General features: G+C 36.9%; 14 protein-coding genes. 12 read left to right on the plus strand and 2 right to left on the minus strand.

What is annotated here, in order from left to right:
• Window positions 1-218: 218 nt before the first annotated feature.
• The gene (locus BKO01S_RS03115) at window positions 219-1,115 is read right to left on the minus strand and encodes a LysR family transcriptional regulator (RefSeq protein WP_066048440.1); all 897 of its coding nucleotides are present in this window, start codon (window positions 1,113-1,115) and stop codon (window positions 219-221) included.
• 248 nt (window positions 1,116-1,363) lie between these two features.
• Here BKO01S_RS03115 and BKO01S_RS03120 point away from each other — a divergent pair, with 248 nt between their 5' ends.
• From BKO01S_RS03120 to BKO01S_RS03160, 9 genes are all read left to right on the plus strand, one after another.
• Entirely contained in the window at window positions 1,364-2,470 is a 1,107-nt protein-coding gene (locus BKO01S_RS03120) for a C4-dicarboxylate TRAP transporter substrate-binding protein (protein WP_066048443.1), read from the plus strand.
• 69 nt (window positions 2,471-2,539) lie between these two features.
• Window positions 2,540-3,100 carry a TRAP transporter small permease gene (locus BKO01S_RS03125; protein ID WP_066048446.1) on the plus strand — a complete coding sequence of 187 codons (561 nt, stop codon included), beginning with the start codon at window positions 2,540-2,542 and terminating at the stop codon, window positions 3,098-3,100.
• A 42-nt stretch (window positions 3,101-3,142) separates the two neighbouring features.
• Entirely contained in the window at window positions 3,143-4,447 is a 1,305-nt protein-coding gene (locus tag BKO01S_RS03130; protein WP_066048449.1) for a TRAP transporter large permease, read from the plus strand.
• A 66-nt stretch (window positions 4,448-4,513) separates the two neighbouring features.
• Window positions 4,514-6,232 carry a thiamine pyrophosphate-binding protein gene (locus BKO01S_RS03135; RefSeq protein WP_066048452.1) on the plus strand — a complete coding sequence of 573 codons (1,719 nt, stop codon included), beginning with the start codon at window positions 4,514-4,516 and terminating at the stop codon, window positions 6,230-6,232.
• A gap of 30 nt (window positions 6,233-6,262) precedes the next feature.
• Window positions 6,263-6,943, plus strand: a complete 681-nt coding sequence (locus tag BKO01S_RS03140; RefSeq protein WP_066048455.1) for an MBL fold metallo-hydrolase — start codon at window positions 6,263-6,265, stop codon at window positions 6,941-6,943.
• Window positions 6,944-7,077: 134 nt separating this feature from the next.
• Complete coding sequence (locus BKO01S_RS03145; protein ID WP_066048458.1) at window positions 7,078-7,524, plus strand: YfmQ family protein; 447 nt, start codon at window positions 7,078-7,080, stop codon at window positions 7,522-7,524.
• Window positions 7,525-7,746: 222 nt separating this feature from the next.
• Entirely contained in the window at window positions 7,747-8,172 is a 426-nt protein-coding gene (locus BKO01S_RS03150; protein WP_066048461.1) for a MarR family winged helix-turn-helix transcriptional regulator, read from the plus strand.
• A 97-nt stretch (window positions 8,173-8,269) separates the two neighbouring features.
• Window positions 8,270-10,033, plus strand: a complete 1,764-nt coding sequence (locus tag BKO01S_RS03155; protein WP_066048464.1) for an ABC transporter ATP-binding protein — start codon at window positions 8,270-8,272, stop codon at window positions 10,031-10,033.
• A gap of 22 nt (window positions 10,034-10,055) precedes the next feature.
• Complete coding sequence (locus tag BKO01S_RS03160; protein ID WP_066049540.1) at window positions 10,056-11,840, plus strand: ABC transporter ATP-binding protein; 1,785 nt, start codon at window positions 10,056-10,058, stop codon at window positions 11,838-11,840.
• Window positions 11,841-11,889: 49 nt separating this feature from the next.
• Here BKO01S_RS03160 and BKO01S_RS03165 read toward each other — a convergent pair whose 3' ends face one another.
• Window positions 11,890-12,330 (minus strand): DUF5392 family protein, encoded by a 441-nt coding sequence (locus tag BKO01S_RS03165; protein WP_066048468.1) that lies wholly within the window; start codon window positions 12,328-12,330, stop codon window positions 11,890-11,892.
• Window positions 12,331-12,611: 281 nt separating this feature from the next.
• Here BKO01S_RS03165 and BKO01S_RS03170 point away from each other — a divergent pair, with 281 nt between their 5' ends.
• From BKO01S_RS03170 to BKO01S_RS03180, 3 genes are all read left to right on the plus strand, one after another.
• Complete coding sequence (locus BKO01S_RS03170) at window positions 12,612-13,178, plus strand: GNAT family N-acetyltransferase (protein WP_084361922.1); 567 nt, start codon at window positions 12,612-12,614, stop codon at window positions 13,176-13,178.
• 171 nt (window positions 13,179-13,349) lie between these two features.
• Window positions 13,350-14,306: a siderophore ABC transporter substrate-binding protein gene (locus BKO01S_RS03175; RefSeq protein ID WP_066048471.1), complete on the plus strand. Its 957-nt coding sequence runs from the start codon at window positions 13,350-13,352 to the stop codon at window positions 14,304-14,306.
• Window positions 14,307-14,362: 56 nt separating this feature from the next.
• Window positions 14,363-14,848, plus strand: a complete 486-nt coding sequence (locus tag BKO01S_RS03180) for a nitroreductase family protein (RefSeq protein WP_066049546.1) — start codon at window positions 14,363-14,365, stop codon at window positions 14,846-14,848.
• Window positions 14,849-14,884: the final 36 nt, after the last annotated feature.

Consider the following 14,884-nt stretch of genomic DNA (forward strand, 5'->3'; position numbering starts at 1 on the left):
TTCCTCCTCTAGTTTTATTGTTGATAGCGCTTTCAAATAACTGCATCAAAATAAGTAGTGTTGTTAGGAATTATATGAGTATGTAAATGGGTTGTAAACGTCCTTATTGCTATATATGCAACTGGCTAATAATATTAAATTTTTTTTAACCATTAAGTTTTGAAGGTAATAACGCTAGTGTCCTACATGGTAACTTATAGTAGTAAGGGCTTATTAATTCATTCCTCCGCGTATATTACTTTGTTAATTTCCTCTAAGAAAAATGGAATCGAAGGGTTTGAACTGTTTTCTTTCCAAGCAGCTACGATATCAAACTGACTTATCTCTCCCTCTATATCTAAAAAATGGAGTCCGGAGTTAGCAAAGGATTTTACATTTTTGGGCATAATAGCTATTCCTAACCCGCCCTCTACTAATAGTAAGACGGCATCCAAAAAGGACGTTTGATTTACGATATTAGGTGAAAATCCACTATCTGTACACATTTTAAGAAAGCGATCATATGCTTGAGGCGAAACCTCTCTTTTTTGAGTAATAAAGGATTCCTCGCTTAATTCTGCCATTTTTACCTTCTTAACTGATGCCAGCGGATGGCCCTCGTATACCACGACTGAAGATATATCACTATAAACCTTTAATAATTCCAAGTTAGGAATATTTTGAAGTCCGAAAGAACTAGTGAAAGTAATATCTAACTCGTCGTTTTTTAGAGCTTCATTCAATCTTCCATGAGAATAGCGGTCTAGCTTTAGTTTAATTAATGGGTATTGTTTTCTAACTTTGTTAATTACTTTGGGTAGAAATTGATTAACAGAATATCCTAAGAAGCCAATATTTAACGTACCTTGAATTCCGGAGTCTGCTTGCCGAGTTCGCTCCGTTGCTTCTTCAAATTTTTGTAGTAAATATGTCGCTTCTTTTAAGAATACTTTCCCTGCGGAAGTTAACTGAACGGATCTTTTGTTCCGTGTGAAGAGCTTTACCCCTAGTGTTTTTTCTAATTCTACAATCCTTTGACTTAGCGATGATTGTGCGATAAATAATTGGTTGGCAGCTTCAGTAAAGTTTAAATGTTCTGCTACAGCCATGAAATACCTAAATTGTTTTATGTCCATCTCCATGACCTCCTCTATTACAAAATATATGAGTTTAATAGGTAAAAACGATTACAGATATCGTATCTAAATATTTAGAAAATTACAACTTTTGGTTTATCATTTTAATTGAATTAGCCCTTTTGCAAATGTGACTACCTAAGAAATCTCTTGTGAGGATAGTAAAATAGGGAGGTGTTTTACATGCTATAAGAATTAATGGGTGATTTTTTCTTAAGACTTCCTAAATATCAATGAGGGGGATCAATATGAAAAACGTATTAAAATTCGTATTTTTTATAGCTTGTTTTCTAGGGTTAGTTGCATGTTCTAGTAGTCAAACAAATTCAGATTCTAGTACTAATACAAATCAAAGTTCTCCTAGTAAAGACCAAGAACAGTCTACCATGGAACCTATTGTTTTGAAAGCGAGTACACATTCACCACCTGGAGCTTTAACTAATGCCTTTGATGTATTTTTAGACGAGATTGAGAAAAGAACAGATGGTTTAGTAAAGTTTGATCGATTTTACGGAGGAACACTAGCTGCTCCTCAGGATATTATTGATTCGATTTCAAGTGGAGTAGTTGATGTTGCAGTAATTAACCCATCACAGCAATCAGGTAGGCTACCATTGAGTTCTGTAGCATCTAATCCTGCTCTGTTTTCAGACTCATGGGTTGCTATTAAGACACTGAATGAACTGCATGAGACTTTTCCAGAGATTCAAGCTGAGTGGGATAACGCTGGAGTAGTAAGTATTGGAACTTATGCAACACCTCCAATGAACGTCATGTCAACTAAACCCATTTCTAGTTTTGATGATTTAAAAGGGCAACGAATCCTTACCTCTTCACGTCCAATAGCTACGGTGATAGATGAACTAGGAGCAACTCCTGTTGGATTGTCTTTCAATGAAGCATACGAAGCAGTCTCTAAAGGTACGGTCGATGGTGCTGTTATGAGTGTGCAAGCGGGGTTAGCATTTGGAGTTCATGAGGTAGTAGACTCAGTTTGGACCTTGCCTATAAGTGGAGGACCAGGGTTTTATGGGATGAACAAAAGTATCTGGGATGAACTACCAAAGGATATTCAAGAAATAATTCTAGAAGTTAAAAATGAGTTTCAACCTGAATCCTTCTATCAAATTTACCAAGTAGAAGATGGAGTGAAAGCTTTGAAAGCGTTTACAAGCGAAGGCGTATCAATTAATGAACCTAGTGATGCCGACATTGAGTTCATTATGGATGGTGCTGCATCAAAAGTATGGAATGATTGGGTGGAAGAAATGAAAGAGCTAGGGTTACCTGGACAAGAAGTTCTGGATGCTTTTATAAAGGCTGCAGAAAAATATGAAACTGAAAAAACCCATTAAGTAAAAAAGAATGGGCAGTCATCATCAAGGGTATGGAGATGTACCCTTGATGATAGATGGGAGGCCGGTATGAATCTTTTATTGGAAAAAATAGAAGAGAAATTTAGCAAAGTAGAATTTTTCTTATTAATGATTGCTGGTGTTACCGTTATATTTGCCATGTTTTTAGTAACGGTCGATGTTATCATGAGGAATTTCTTTAACAAGCCAATTGCTGGTGTTATTGAAATCATGAATATAGCGTTAATTATAATAGTCTCTCTTGGATTTTCATATGTTCAGGGGAAGAAGGAAAATATCATAATCGAAATTTTTACAAACAGGCTACCGAGATTTTATAGGAATATATTTGATTTATTAGGGTTTTTAATAGGGTTGCTTGTCATGTCTGTTATTACATGGAAATGTGGATCAAATGTTCTTACATCCTTTACTGTTCATGAGCACACAATGGGGTTAATCAAAATTCCCTTATGGCCATCCAAAGCATTGCTTGCCATTGGAATGGCGGTATTAAGCATCAGGTTGTTACTGGACTCTTTATTAATGATTTTTATTCTAATCAATGATAGGAAAGTTACTCATACCAAGTACAGAGAAGAAAACATTGTGAAAATTAAATCAATTTAATTACTTTTTTGGCAAAAAGTCTACTTACAAAGGAGTGAGGAAATGGAGTTAAGCCCACAACTTATAGGAGTAATAGGTGTTTTACTTTTATTCTTATTAATGTTTGTAAGAATTCCGGTTGCATTCACAATGGTTTTTATTGGGTTTTTCGGCTTCTGGTTAGTAAGTGGGTTAAAACCCAGTTTAACTATAATGGGCTCAACATACTATCAAGAGCTTGGGAAATCTAGTTTTACTGCTGTTCCCTTATTTGTATTTATGGGGTACTTAACTTATTACACAGGAATCGTTACTAAGTTGTTTGACACATCTAGTAAATGGATTGGTCATTTCTCTGGAGGATTAGTACAAGCGACCATACTGGGAGGGGCTGGCTTTGGAGCGATTTCTGGTTCAGGAACTGCATCAACGGCTACCTTGGCACGTATAGCCATTCCGGAAATGATCAAATCAGGTGTTGATAAAAGGTTAGCATATGGCACTGTGGCTTCGGTCGGGCCTTTAGCTTCACTGATTCCCCCGAGTGTGTTAATGATTGTGGTCGCCATTGCAACAGAACAATCAATTGGAAAAATGTTAATGGGGGGATTGCTACCTGGGCTATTAGCTGCCTTTGTTTATATGGTTCTAGTATTTATTTTAGTTAAACGAAACCCTGCTATTTCAAAGCCAATCTCGAAGGCGTCCTGGAAAGAAAGGATTATATGCTTGAAGCAAATTGGTAGCTTCATCCTCTTGGTCTTTTTCATTGTTGTAGGACTATACACTGGAAAGTTCACTCCTACCGAGGCTGGAGCCATTGGTGCGTTCGTGGTTTTTATTATGTTTTTAATAAAACACAAATTAAATTTCGTAATGCTAAAAGATGCTTTGATACAAACGATTAAAACAACTAGTATCATTTTCCTTGTCATTGCAAGCTCATTTATTTTCAGTTATTTCTTAACGGTAACAAGAATACCTGCCATATTATCTGACTTTTTAGTAACCCTTCCAGTCCCACCCATTATCACCTTAATAGCTGTAGTAATCATGTACTTGATAATTGGGATGTTTATGGACATGATTGCAGCCATGTTTATAACCATGCCTATCATTTTTCCAGCTATTGTAACCTTAGGCTTTGACCCAATATGGTTTGCTGTAATGGTTGTATTTCTAGCAGAGGTTTCTCTTGTTACGCCTCCTTTTGGCTTAAGCTTATTCATCATAAAAGGAGCAATGCCTGATAGTGATTTACGAGATATATACACAGGCAGTTATCCTTTTATACTAGCTGATTTGGTTATTATTACTCTATTAATTTTATTTCCTCAGATTGTTACATTATTACCATCCTTAATGTAAGTACGCTTTTAGTGAATGAATTTCAAAAAACTAGTTTTTACATTATGAAAAGATAGGAGAAATAAAATGAAAATGACCGGTGGAGAAATATTATTACGTTCTTTAAAAGTTGAAAACGTTCCTTTCGTTTTTGGGATCGTCGGCGGAAGGTTTATGTCCTTTTTGAGACAAGTAGCGTTAGAACCAACAATGGAGTATATCGGGACACGTCATGAAGCATCTGCTGCTCATATGGCGGCTGCTGTTTTTCATTCTACTGGGAAAATGGGAATTTGTTTGGGAGAAATGGGTCCAGGGTCAGTGAATTTAGTTCCCGGAGTTCAAAGTGCCTATAACAATAATATCCCCATGCTGGTCATGACTTCAAATAATCCAAACAGGAGTTCATATCCTTTTCATGGAATGTTTATGGATTTTGATGCTGAAAATTTATTTAAACCTATTACAAAATGGAATGCTGTCGTAAGAGACGGAAAAAGAATCCCCGAGTTAGTACAATGGGCGTTTCGAGAGGCACTTTCGGGTAAGCCAGGGCCTGTACATTTAGATTTTTCAGCAGATGCTTTATCACATACTGTAGAGGTGGATGAAAGTATTTTTGATGTTGAACCTCAGCAATATCGTGTAATTGAAAGACCCCGTTCTAGTGTGAAAACAATAACACAAGCTGTAGATATTTTGATGAAAGCTGAAAGACCGCTATTGTTAGCAGGTGGTGGTGTGGTAGCCTCCCAAGCAAAGGAGGAATTTAGAAAACTGGCAAAATTTATAAATGCACCGGCAACAGCAACTCAAATGGGAACGGGAGTGGTTTCTACCACAGACCCTAATTATATAGGGCAGGGAGGAATCATTGGGGGAGACGCAATTACTCGTGCATTACAGGAGTCAGATGTTATTCTCGCTGTAGGTTGTCGTTTTTCTTCATGGCTTTGGGGGAAAAACGGTCCGCTTAGCCCTGGAGGCCCCTTGCAGAAAGTCATTCATATCGATATCGATCCTTCTATAATTGGAAAATTAACTCGAGTAGAAGTTGGGATACATGGTGATGCAAAGGCAGTATTAAGGGATATTCTTGATTTATTATCCATGAAAAATGTAGAAGCAGATGATCGTGAGTGGACAAAATCATTGGTTGAGACGTATCGTACGTATCGCGAACAGCTTAGCCAGTTACTTTTTGATGATCACCCTGTTTTGCATCCCGCGATATTAGCAAAGGAAATTGGAGAGTTTTTACCAGATCAATCACTTGTCGTTTTTGATGGGGGACATACAACATTTTGGAGTAATGATTTTACACCTATTCTTGAACCAAGGACAAGATTTCATGAACCTGGTAATTCCCAGTTAGGATATGGAACTCCATATGCACATGCAATTAAATTACTATATCCAGACCGCCCAGTGTTTAGTATTACAGGGGATGGGTCGTTTGGATTTTCATTACAAGAACTAGACACCGCCAGACGTTATGGCATACAAGTTATTCATATCATTCATAATAATTCTGCTTGGGGAATCCAACAAAGTAGTCAACGAAATATGTATAACTACTCTTATGGAGTGGATCTTTCTGAGACAAATTACGCGAATATTGCAAGAGGGTTTGGCTGTTACGGGGAGAGAGTTTCGCACGTAGATGAGATTAAACCAGCAATTAAAAGGGCGCTTGCATCAGGATTACCCGCTGTTATTGATGTAGAAGTTCGTTTTGAGCCACATCCAGCTAAAAAATATATAGGGGCAATGAGTTCAGCGGGTCTAAAAACAACGATAAAATAAATCAAATATCACAGTGAAAGGAGAAACGTGATGAAAAGTAATATAGCTACCCTTCATTTACCTATGAATTCAAATGGAGAACAAAAAATCATTCATCCAACCCTGATTTGGGATGATGAAGAGGTGATTTTAATAGACACAGGTGTTCCAGGGCAACTAGATGTCATTCGTACCGAGATGGAAAGGCTTGCTATCCCTTTTTCAAGATTGACTAAGATTATTCTTACACATCATGATTTTGATCATATTGGCACTTTACCTGAAATTCTTATGAAATCTGAACAAAAAATATCAGTTTTAGCACACCAGTTGGCAAAGCCCTATATCGAAGGGGAAAAACGGTTATTAAAACTAAAAGACGACTCCAATTTTGTTCCCCCAATGGCAAAGGTTGATCAGGTAGTGGAAGATGATGAGGTATTACCTGAATGTGGAGGGATTAAGGTTATATTTACGCCAGGGCATACACCTGACCACATTAGTTTGTATCATATCGAAAGTAAAACCTTAATTGCAGGGGATGCAACCATCGCCGTTAATGGGGAATTACTAGGACCGAATCCCCATTACACACTTGACATGAATGAGGCCAACAATAGTATTGGTAGGCTGTTAGATTATGAAGTCGAACAAATAATCTGTTATCATGGTGGAATTTGCAAAGGATCTGAAATAAAAAGACTTGAAGAAATTTACTATACGAATAAATGAGAATAGCTACAAAGTGGCTGGTATGTTTTTCTTGAAATAGGATGGTTATTAATAATAAATTTTATGTTATTATTCGAATAGAAACCAATAGCATTGAAAATTGTTATTTGTAAACACCTACGGAGATGATAAGCATGGTCTGGACTATTTTGTTTTTAATTCTTATAAGTCTAGTAAAAGTATTACCAACCGTTCTTCCACTAGGAGCGGTTGAATGGATTATGAGCAAGTTTGCAACTCATGCGAAGCTTGATGATCAAAAGGTTGAAGTAACTATAGATAACCATTCTTTAGATCATGAAGAGAAGATGGTATTTATTAAGTACTTTAATGAAGCGATCTTTATGGAAAAATATTATATTTATCCAGGAACTGAACACTCATTTTTACCACCAGAAAAGAATGGAAAACACATCATTATTGACGCGGAAATGGGGAACATCGAAGTAAGACTATATCTATTTAATGAGAGAAATTCAATCGATGTAATCAAACAGTTCAAGAAAAAGGTAATAGCGTATAATATCCATTCAGAAAATTTACAAGAGTACTTTATATCAAAAGGTGAGAGAGTAATTTAATCTCAAACAAAAACACCAATGTAGGTGCCTGATTCTTCAAGCAGATGATTTGCCTATCATTAATTGCCCTTGGAGATATATATGGTGGAAAACGTAAATCTTATAACAACTAATACTGAACTACCAAAGATTTTTTGGTAGTTTTTCTATTTCACTTGACAGTAGAGGTGGAATAGGAGTAATTTATCTAATAGGGTTAGATAAATTAGAAGGGAGCTTATAATGGATTATAGAGAGTTGGCGGAAGAGCTGTTACGTAATATGACAAGAACAGCAAAGATGCCATTTCAGAAAAAAGTGGAAGATATCTCACATGGAGAAAAGAAAATATTAGGGTTCCTAACGTTTGCAAAGAGCAGTGCTACTTCAGGTGAACTGAGTGAGGTACTATATCTAACAACTCCTCGAGTGGCCTCGGCACTCAAGAGCTTATCCAAAAAAGGGTTTATTGAACGAAGCAGAGATGCTAATGATAAACGCGTTGTCATTGTTACCATTACCGAAAAGGGAATTCGCTTTATGGAAGAGGAACGCAAAGAGGCGTTATCGATGATAGAGCAAACCCTTGAAAAGCTTGGAGAACATGATGCACAAGAATTTGTTCGTATCTTGAAAAGAGTAACCGACATTACAATAGAAAATGAGTAATAATTAATGCAGGCACCCAATATAAGTCTGCTTTTAATTAGTAAAGTATCTAACACTATTAGATTTATAGAAAAATGTATTGTTAGGGGGGAAATGAATGATAAAAATATTTAAGCATCTTCAGGGGAAAGACTGGTTATTAATTATGTGCAGCTTGGTGTTCATTGTCGCACAGGTGTGGCTTGATTTAAAACTCCCTGACTATATGTATGAAATCACCATGCTCGTCCAGACAGAAGGTAGCAAAATGAGTGAGGTTTTCGTACAAGGTGGATATATGCTTCTTTGTGCAGTGGGTAGCATGATAGCTGCTATGATTACTGGCTTTTTTGCTGCAAAAGTTGCAGCCGGATTTTCTGTTCGTCTACGTGGAATGGTATTTGAAAAGACGATGTCTTTCTCAATGGAAGAAATCAATGGTTTTTCCACCTCGAGTTTGATTACACGATCAACCAATGATATTACCCAAATTCAACTACTAATCGCAACCGGACTTCAAGTCTTAGTTAAAGCACCCATTTTAGCGGTTTGGGCAGTTCTTAAAATAATGGGGAAAAGCTGGCAATGGACAGCTGCTACTGGTTTTGCCGTATTGTTTCTCATTGTCATGCTATCCGTCATTATTATAGTCGCTTTGCCAAAGTTTAAAGTGATTCAGAGCTTAACGGACAATTTAAACCGAGTGACAAGAGAACACTTGTCTGGGATTCGGGTTGTTCATGCCTACAATGCTGGAAGCTATCAGGAAGAGAAATTTGACAAAGCGAACAAAGATCTCACGAACACGAATTTATTTACAAGCCGAGTCATGGCGATATTGATGCCGACAATGGGACTCATCATGTCTGGCCTCGGCCTAGTTATTTATTGGATAGGCGCATTTTTAATCAACCAGGCCGCCGTACCTGATCGATTATCCTTGTTCTCAGACATGGTTGTATTCTCGTCATATGCGGTGCAGGTAATCATGGCCTTTATGATGCTTTCGTTTGTGTTTATCATGCTTCCTCGTGCATCTGTGTCTGCCAAACGTATTAACGAAGTACTAAATACAAAGGCAAAAATTATAGATGGAAACATGACGGATGGTAAGGAAGGTCTTTCTGGAGAAATTGAATTCCGTAATGTTAGCTTTAAATATCCAGACGCAAAAGATTATATCCTTCGTAACGTCAGCTTCTCAGCACATCAAGGAGAAACGGTGGCAATTATTGGGTCAACTGGTAGTGGGAAAACTTCATTAGTTAATCTGGTCCCTCGATTTTATGATGCTACGGAGGGAGAAATAATCATTAACGGAGTGAACGTGAAGAATTATTCTCAGGAAGCATTACACGATAAGTTAGGGTATGTGTCTCAAAAAGCCGTTTTATTTAGGGGTACTGTGACTTCCAATGTAGCCTATGGTCACAATTCAAACAATGATTCAAACACAGCGAGTATTAAAAAAGCAATTGAAATTGCACAAGCAACAGAATTTGTTGAAAAAATGGAGAATCAGTACGTAGGTGAAATTGCTCAGGGCGGTACTAATATTTCTGGCGGACAGAAACAAAGATTGTCTATTGCACGTGCGATTTTCAAACAACCCGAAATTTATCTGTTCGATGATTCATTTTCAGCATTAGATTATAAGACAGATAGAATATTGCGTTCGTTACTCAAAAAAGAAATCAAAGATGCCACAACGATCATTGTTGCACAACGAATAGGGACCATTAAAGATGCAGACCGAATTGTTGTTTTAGACAATGGGGAAGTCGTCGGCATGGGAACGCATCAAGAGCTTATGATCGATTGTGAGGTCTATCAAGAAATTGCTTATTCTCAATTGTCAAAGGAGGAGCTTGAAATTGGATAAGAAGACACATAACCCTCATGCAATGAAGCATCCTCAACATGGAGGATTACCCCCTTCAAAAGGGAACAATAAAACCTCCTTAAAGCAACTCATATCCTATTGTAAAGCATATATTCCAATTATATCTGTTGCCTTGGTCCTGGCTATGCTTGGTTCAGTTTTCAATATCGTTGGACCAGAACTGCTTAGTCAAATAACAGATTTCATTACAGAGGGCTTGATGACAAGTATTGATCTGGATGCTGTGGTTCATATTGCAACGATTCTTGCTTTTCTATATGGATTAGGGTATATTTTCAACTACATCCAAGGGTATATTATGGCGACTGTTACTCAGAGAGTGTCCAAAAAATTACGATCAGAGATTTCAACGAAAATCAATCGATTGCCTTTAAAATATTTTGACTCAACAAGTACAGGAGACGTGCTTAGCCGTGTAACAAATGATGTTGACATGATTGGACAAACGATGAATCAGAGCTTAAGTACATTGGTATCAGCTATTACCATGTTTGTTGGCTCACTGATTATGATGTTTTACACGAACTGGATTATGGCTCTTTCAGCTGTTCTTTCTACCATTTTAGGGTTTGCACTCATGACATTTATCATTTCAAAATCTCAAAAATACTTTGCACAGCAGCAAAAAGAGCTAGGGATATTGAATGGTCATATTGAAGAAATATATACAGGGCATAACGTAGTAAAGGTATATAACGGAGAGAAAGAAGCAAAGGAAACGTTCCACGAAATTAACACACGCCTATACAATAGCGCATGGAAATCTCAATTCATGTCTGGTCTAATGATGCCGCTTATGATGTTTGTTGGTAACTTCGGATATGTGGTGGTTTGTTTAGTCGGAGCTGTGCTTGCGGTTAATGGTAGTATTACATTTGGTGTGATTGTTGCCTTTATGATTTACATTCGTCTCTTCACACAACCATTATCACAGCTTGCACAAGCAGCTACAAATCTTCAGTCCACAACCGCTGCGAGTGAACGTGTATTTGAATTTCTTGGAGAAGAAGAACTGGCGAACGAAAGCGGCAAGACACGAAGACTGGAAAGTGCAAAAGGTAATGTGGAGTTTAAGCATGTTAAGTTTGGATATAATCAAGACAAAATGGTTATTAAGGACTTTTCCGCCAAGGCAAATGTAGGGCAAAAAGTGGCGATTGTCGGCCCTACAGGTGCTGGAAAGACCACTTTGATTAATCTATTGATGCGTTTTTATGAAGTAAACGGTGGGGAAATCTTAATCGATGGTGTTCCAACTAGTAACCTCACACGACAAAATATTCATGAACTATTCTGTATGGTCCTACAAGATACATGGTTGTTTGAAGGGACGATTCGAGAAAATATTGTATACTCCAGGAAAGGAGTATCAAATGAACAGGTAGAGGAAGCCTGTAAGGCAGTGGGTTTGCATCACTTTATTACAACCCTTCCTTATGGATATGACACAGTACTAGATGATAAAGCGAATCTTTCTGCGGGACAAAAACAGTTAATTACCATCGCTCGTGCCATGGTAGAGGATGCTCCGTTGCTGATCCTTGATGAAGCAACAAGCTCCGTTGATACTCGTACCGAATTATTGATTCAAGAGGCAATGGATAAGCTGACAGTAGGCAAAACTTCATTTGTAATTGCACACAGACTTTCAACTATTAAGAATGCAGACTTAATTCTTGTAATGAAGGATGGAGACATAATTGAAAGTGGGAAGCATCAAGAATTGCTATTGAAAAATGGATTTTATGCTGACTTATATAATAGTCAGTTTGAAGATGCATCATAAAAATATAATAAACACCCTGGAAGATCCATTTCTCCAGGGTGTTTATTATTTATTGAAGCATATGCTTTCTCTGATTTTCTTCCATTAAAAATTGAATAAAATGATTGATCGCATGAGCGTTTGGCTGCTCTCTAATAAGATTAATATATTCTTTCTTGTGGTAATCAGTGGCGACTTCACTATTTTTAATTCGATCAATAATGTATGCCGAACTTTGCTTCTGAATTTCTTTTTGGTGGAATCTTAGCTCCCGAAATAAAGCGAATCCAAGTGCACCGATTACAGCGTAGATAAGTATGGTAGGAAGAGTATCCTGAGTGATCTCACCGAAAAATAATACATATCCAAGATTAAATAGCGATACCCAAATTAAGGGCATGGTCCATAAAGCGTATCTAGATACTTTCTTCATTAGTGGAGAAAGTTTTTCCTGCATGAGTTCGATTTCTCTTTTAATATAATTGGGCATTTCCTTCGTGAAAAGGTTCATTTGATTCTTCCTTTCCCTTGATTTATTGATTAAAAGCAAAAAGACCTTTACCAAAATAAATTTGGTAAAGGTCTTGCTAACAACAGTAGTTGCCAACAAAGCCGAGAGCCAAACGCTCCGTAATGACGACCTTGCTGTAAAAGCTACTCCCCTTTTGGAAGTATGGAATTTATAATTTTATTATAGGGAAATGGGGTGTTTCTGTCAATTTGGAACTGTGATTCGTTTTGTCTAAAAATGGTATAATGATTGACATGAAATAACTGATAAGGGTGGGAACGATGTCTATAGAGATTCATACATTTCCAAATCTTGAAACGGATAGATTAGTATTGAGAAAAATTACAAAAGACGATGCGACCAATATATTTAGCTACCTTTCTGATGACGAAGTAATGAAATATTATGGATTGGAACCGTTTAAAACTATCAACGACACATTGGACGAAATATCATGGTATCAATCCCTTGAAAATAACAAAACAGGATTAAGATGGGGAATTACGTTAAAAGAAGAAGGGAAAATTATTGGTAGTTGTGGTTTTCATAACTTTGTTTCACAACATTTGCGTACAGAGATTGGATTTGAAGTGAGCAGAGATTTCTGGGGAAAAGGAATAGCTGGAGAGGCATTAAAAACAATCATTGCCTATGGTTTTCAACAATTCGGGTTTCAAAGGATAGAAGCGTTAATTGAACCTCCTAACCTATCATCGCAAAGGTTAGTGGAGAAACAGGGATTTATTAGAGAAGGTTTACTTAGAAAATATGAGTATACTCGCGGAATTTTTGATGATTTATATATGTATTCATTGCTAAGAGAGGATTTTTCTAAATTGGAATTTTGATTGATCCTACATTAGTTGAGTGGACTGCCCTTAAGGCAGTCCTCTTTTTTATTTAAATATCAATCTAGTTGAAAAATATTCTCAATTACTGTTGACATTATTTGTGTATCATTATAACATGAATATATGAAAATGATAATCATTATCAATACATAAAAAGGAGACAAAAAAATGAAAAAATTAGGTTTATTTTCTCTTATTTTCACCATGCTGTTTTTATTAGCGGCTTGTGGAAATAAGGAGGAAGCGAGTACAACCACTAATGAAAGCACGGAAGCAGTAGAAGAATCTAAGGAAGTTACCTTCACACATGAATATGGTGAGGTAACACTTGAGAAAAATCCTGAGAAAGTCGTTGTTTTTGACTTTGGAATACTAGATGCGTTAGATGCATTAGGTGTAAAAGTAGCCGGACTTCCGCAAGCGATTGTACCTGAGAGTCTAGAAAAATATAAAGGATCAGAATATACAAATGTAGGTAGCTTAAAAGAACCTGACTTTGAAGCTATCCATGAATTACAACCAGATGTTATTTTTATTTCAGGAAGACAAGCAGAGTTATATGATCAATTTGCTGAGATTGCCCCAACAATATTTGTTGATGTTGATTATGCGAATTACATTCCTTCTTTAGAGGAAAACTTTAACCTTGTTGCTGAGCTGTTTGAAAAAGAGGATGTACTAGAAACGAAAATGGAAGAGCTACAAGCAAGTATTGATGAGGTAAATAAAGAAGCATCTGCATCAGATAGTAAAGCTCTGATTTTATTAGCTAACGAAGGAAAAGTAAGCGCGTATGGACCAGGTTCACGTTATGGGTTCGTTCATGATGCATTTGGATTTAAGGCAGTAGATGAAAACCTTGAGGTTTCTCAGCACGGTCAAAGTATTACATTTGAATATATTCTAGAAAAAAATCCAGATATTATTTTTGTAATTGACCGCTCTGCTGCTATAGGTGGAGAAGTAGGGGCGAAAGAAACAATTGAAAACGAGCTAGTGAAGAAAACCAATGCTTATAAAAATGGTAAAATTATTTATCTAGATGCAGTTAACTGGTATATTGCTGGGAATGGTATTACATCTACACAAGCAATGACACAAGAAGTAAAAGCAGCACTAGAATAGGGAGGAAGCCGGGACAAATGTTCCGGTTTTTCATTAAATTAATGGGAGGAATTATCTTGAACATGTTAGAAATCATTTATTCCAGACGTAATATTAAAAAATTCAAACCAGATATGGTGAATGTAGAACAAATTAATAAATGGCTAGAAGCCGGAACAATGGCTCCTAATCATAAAATGACCCAGCCATGGGAAGTGTATATGATTGGACCAGAAACAAGAACAAAATTAAATCATAAAACAAATTTTTGTCATGCACCTATTGTACTGGCGATCCTGTCCAAACATGGATCAACAGAGATAGAGACATATGAAAATGCTCTTGCCACTGCTTGTTTTGTTCAGAATGTTAATTTAGCTGCTTGGGCAGAAGGCGTAGGAACTTTCTGGTCTTCCATGGGGTATGCAGCGAAAAATCGTGAAATCATGGGTATTCCAGATGGTTACGATGTTATTGGGGTGTTTGGCCTAGGCTATCCAGAAGAGATTAGTCAACCAAAAGAGAGAACGTCTATACAAGAGAAAATTAAGTATCTTCCATAAAAAATAGAAGTTTGACAACAGTGACTCTAATAGGGA

It is taken from the genome of Robertmurraya korlensis NBRC 107688 (assembly GCF_001591645.1).
Lineage (GTDB): Bacteria > Bacillota > Bacilli > Bacillales > Cytobacillaceae > Robertmurraya_A.

What these genes read in the sequence shown, in the direction of transcription:
- BKO01S_RS03115 (WP_066048440.1), bottom strand. Translation starts at nt 1,115, where the DNA reads ATGGACATAAAACAATTTAGGTATTTCATGGCTGTAGCAGAACATTTA.
- BKO01S_RS03120 (WP_066048443.1), top strand. Translation starts at nt 1,364, where the DNA reads ATGAAAAACGTATTAAAATTCGTATTTTTTATAGCTTGTTTTCTAGGG.
- BKO01S_RS03125 (WP_066048446.1), top strand. Translation starts at nt 2,540, where the DNA reads ATGAATCTTTTATTGGAAAAAATAGAAGAGAAATTTAGCAAAGTAGAA.
- BKO01S_RS03130 (WP_066048449.1), top strand. Translation starts at nt 3,143, where the DNA reads ATGGAGTTAAGCCCACAACTTATAGGAGTAATAGGTGTTTTACTTTTA.
- BKO01S_RS03135 (WP_066048452.1), top strand. Translation starts at nt 4,514, where the DNA reads ATGAAAATGACCGGTGGAGAAATATTATTACGTTCTTTAAAAGTTGAA.
- BKO01S_RS03140 (WP_066048455.1), top strand. Translation starts at nt 6,263, where the DNA reads ATGAAAAGTAATATAGCTACCCTTCATTTACCTATGAATTCAAATGGA.
- BKO01S_RS03145 (WP_066048458.1), top strand. Translation starts at nt 7,078, where the DNA reads ATGGTCTGGACTATTTTGTTTTTAATTCTTATAAGTCTAGTAAAAGTA.
- BKO01S_RS03150 (WP_066048461.1), top strand. Translation starts at nt 7,747, where the DNA reads ATGGATTATAGAGAGTTGGCGGAAGAGCTGTTACGTAATATGACAAGA.
- BKO01S_RS03155 (WP_066048464.1), top strand. Translation starts at nt 8,270, where the DNA reads ATGATAAAAATATTTAAGCATCTTCAGGGGAAAGACTGGTTATTAATT.
- BKO01S_RS03160 (WP_066049540.1), top strand. Translation starts at nt 10,056, where the DNA reads ATGAAGCATCCTCAACATGGAGGATTACCCCCTTCAAAAGGGAACAAT.
- BKO01S_RS03165 (WP_066048468.1), bottom strand. Translation starts at nt 12,330, where the DNA reads ATGAACCTTTTCACGAAGGAAATGCCCAATTATATTAAAAGAGAAATC.
- BKO01S_RS03170 (WP_084361922.1), top strand. Translation starts at nt 12,612, where the DNA reads ATGTCTATAGAGATTCATACATTTCCAAATCTTGAAACGGATAGATTA.
- BKO01S_RS03175 (WP_066048471.1), top strand. Translation starts at nt 13,350, where the DNA reads ATGAAAAAATTAGGTTTATTTTCTCTTATTTTCACCATGCTGTTTTTA.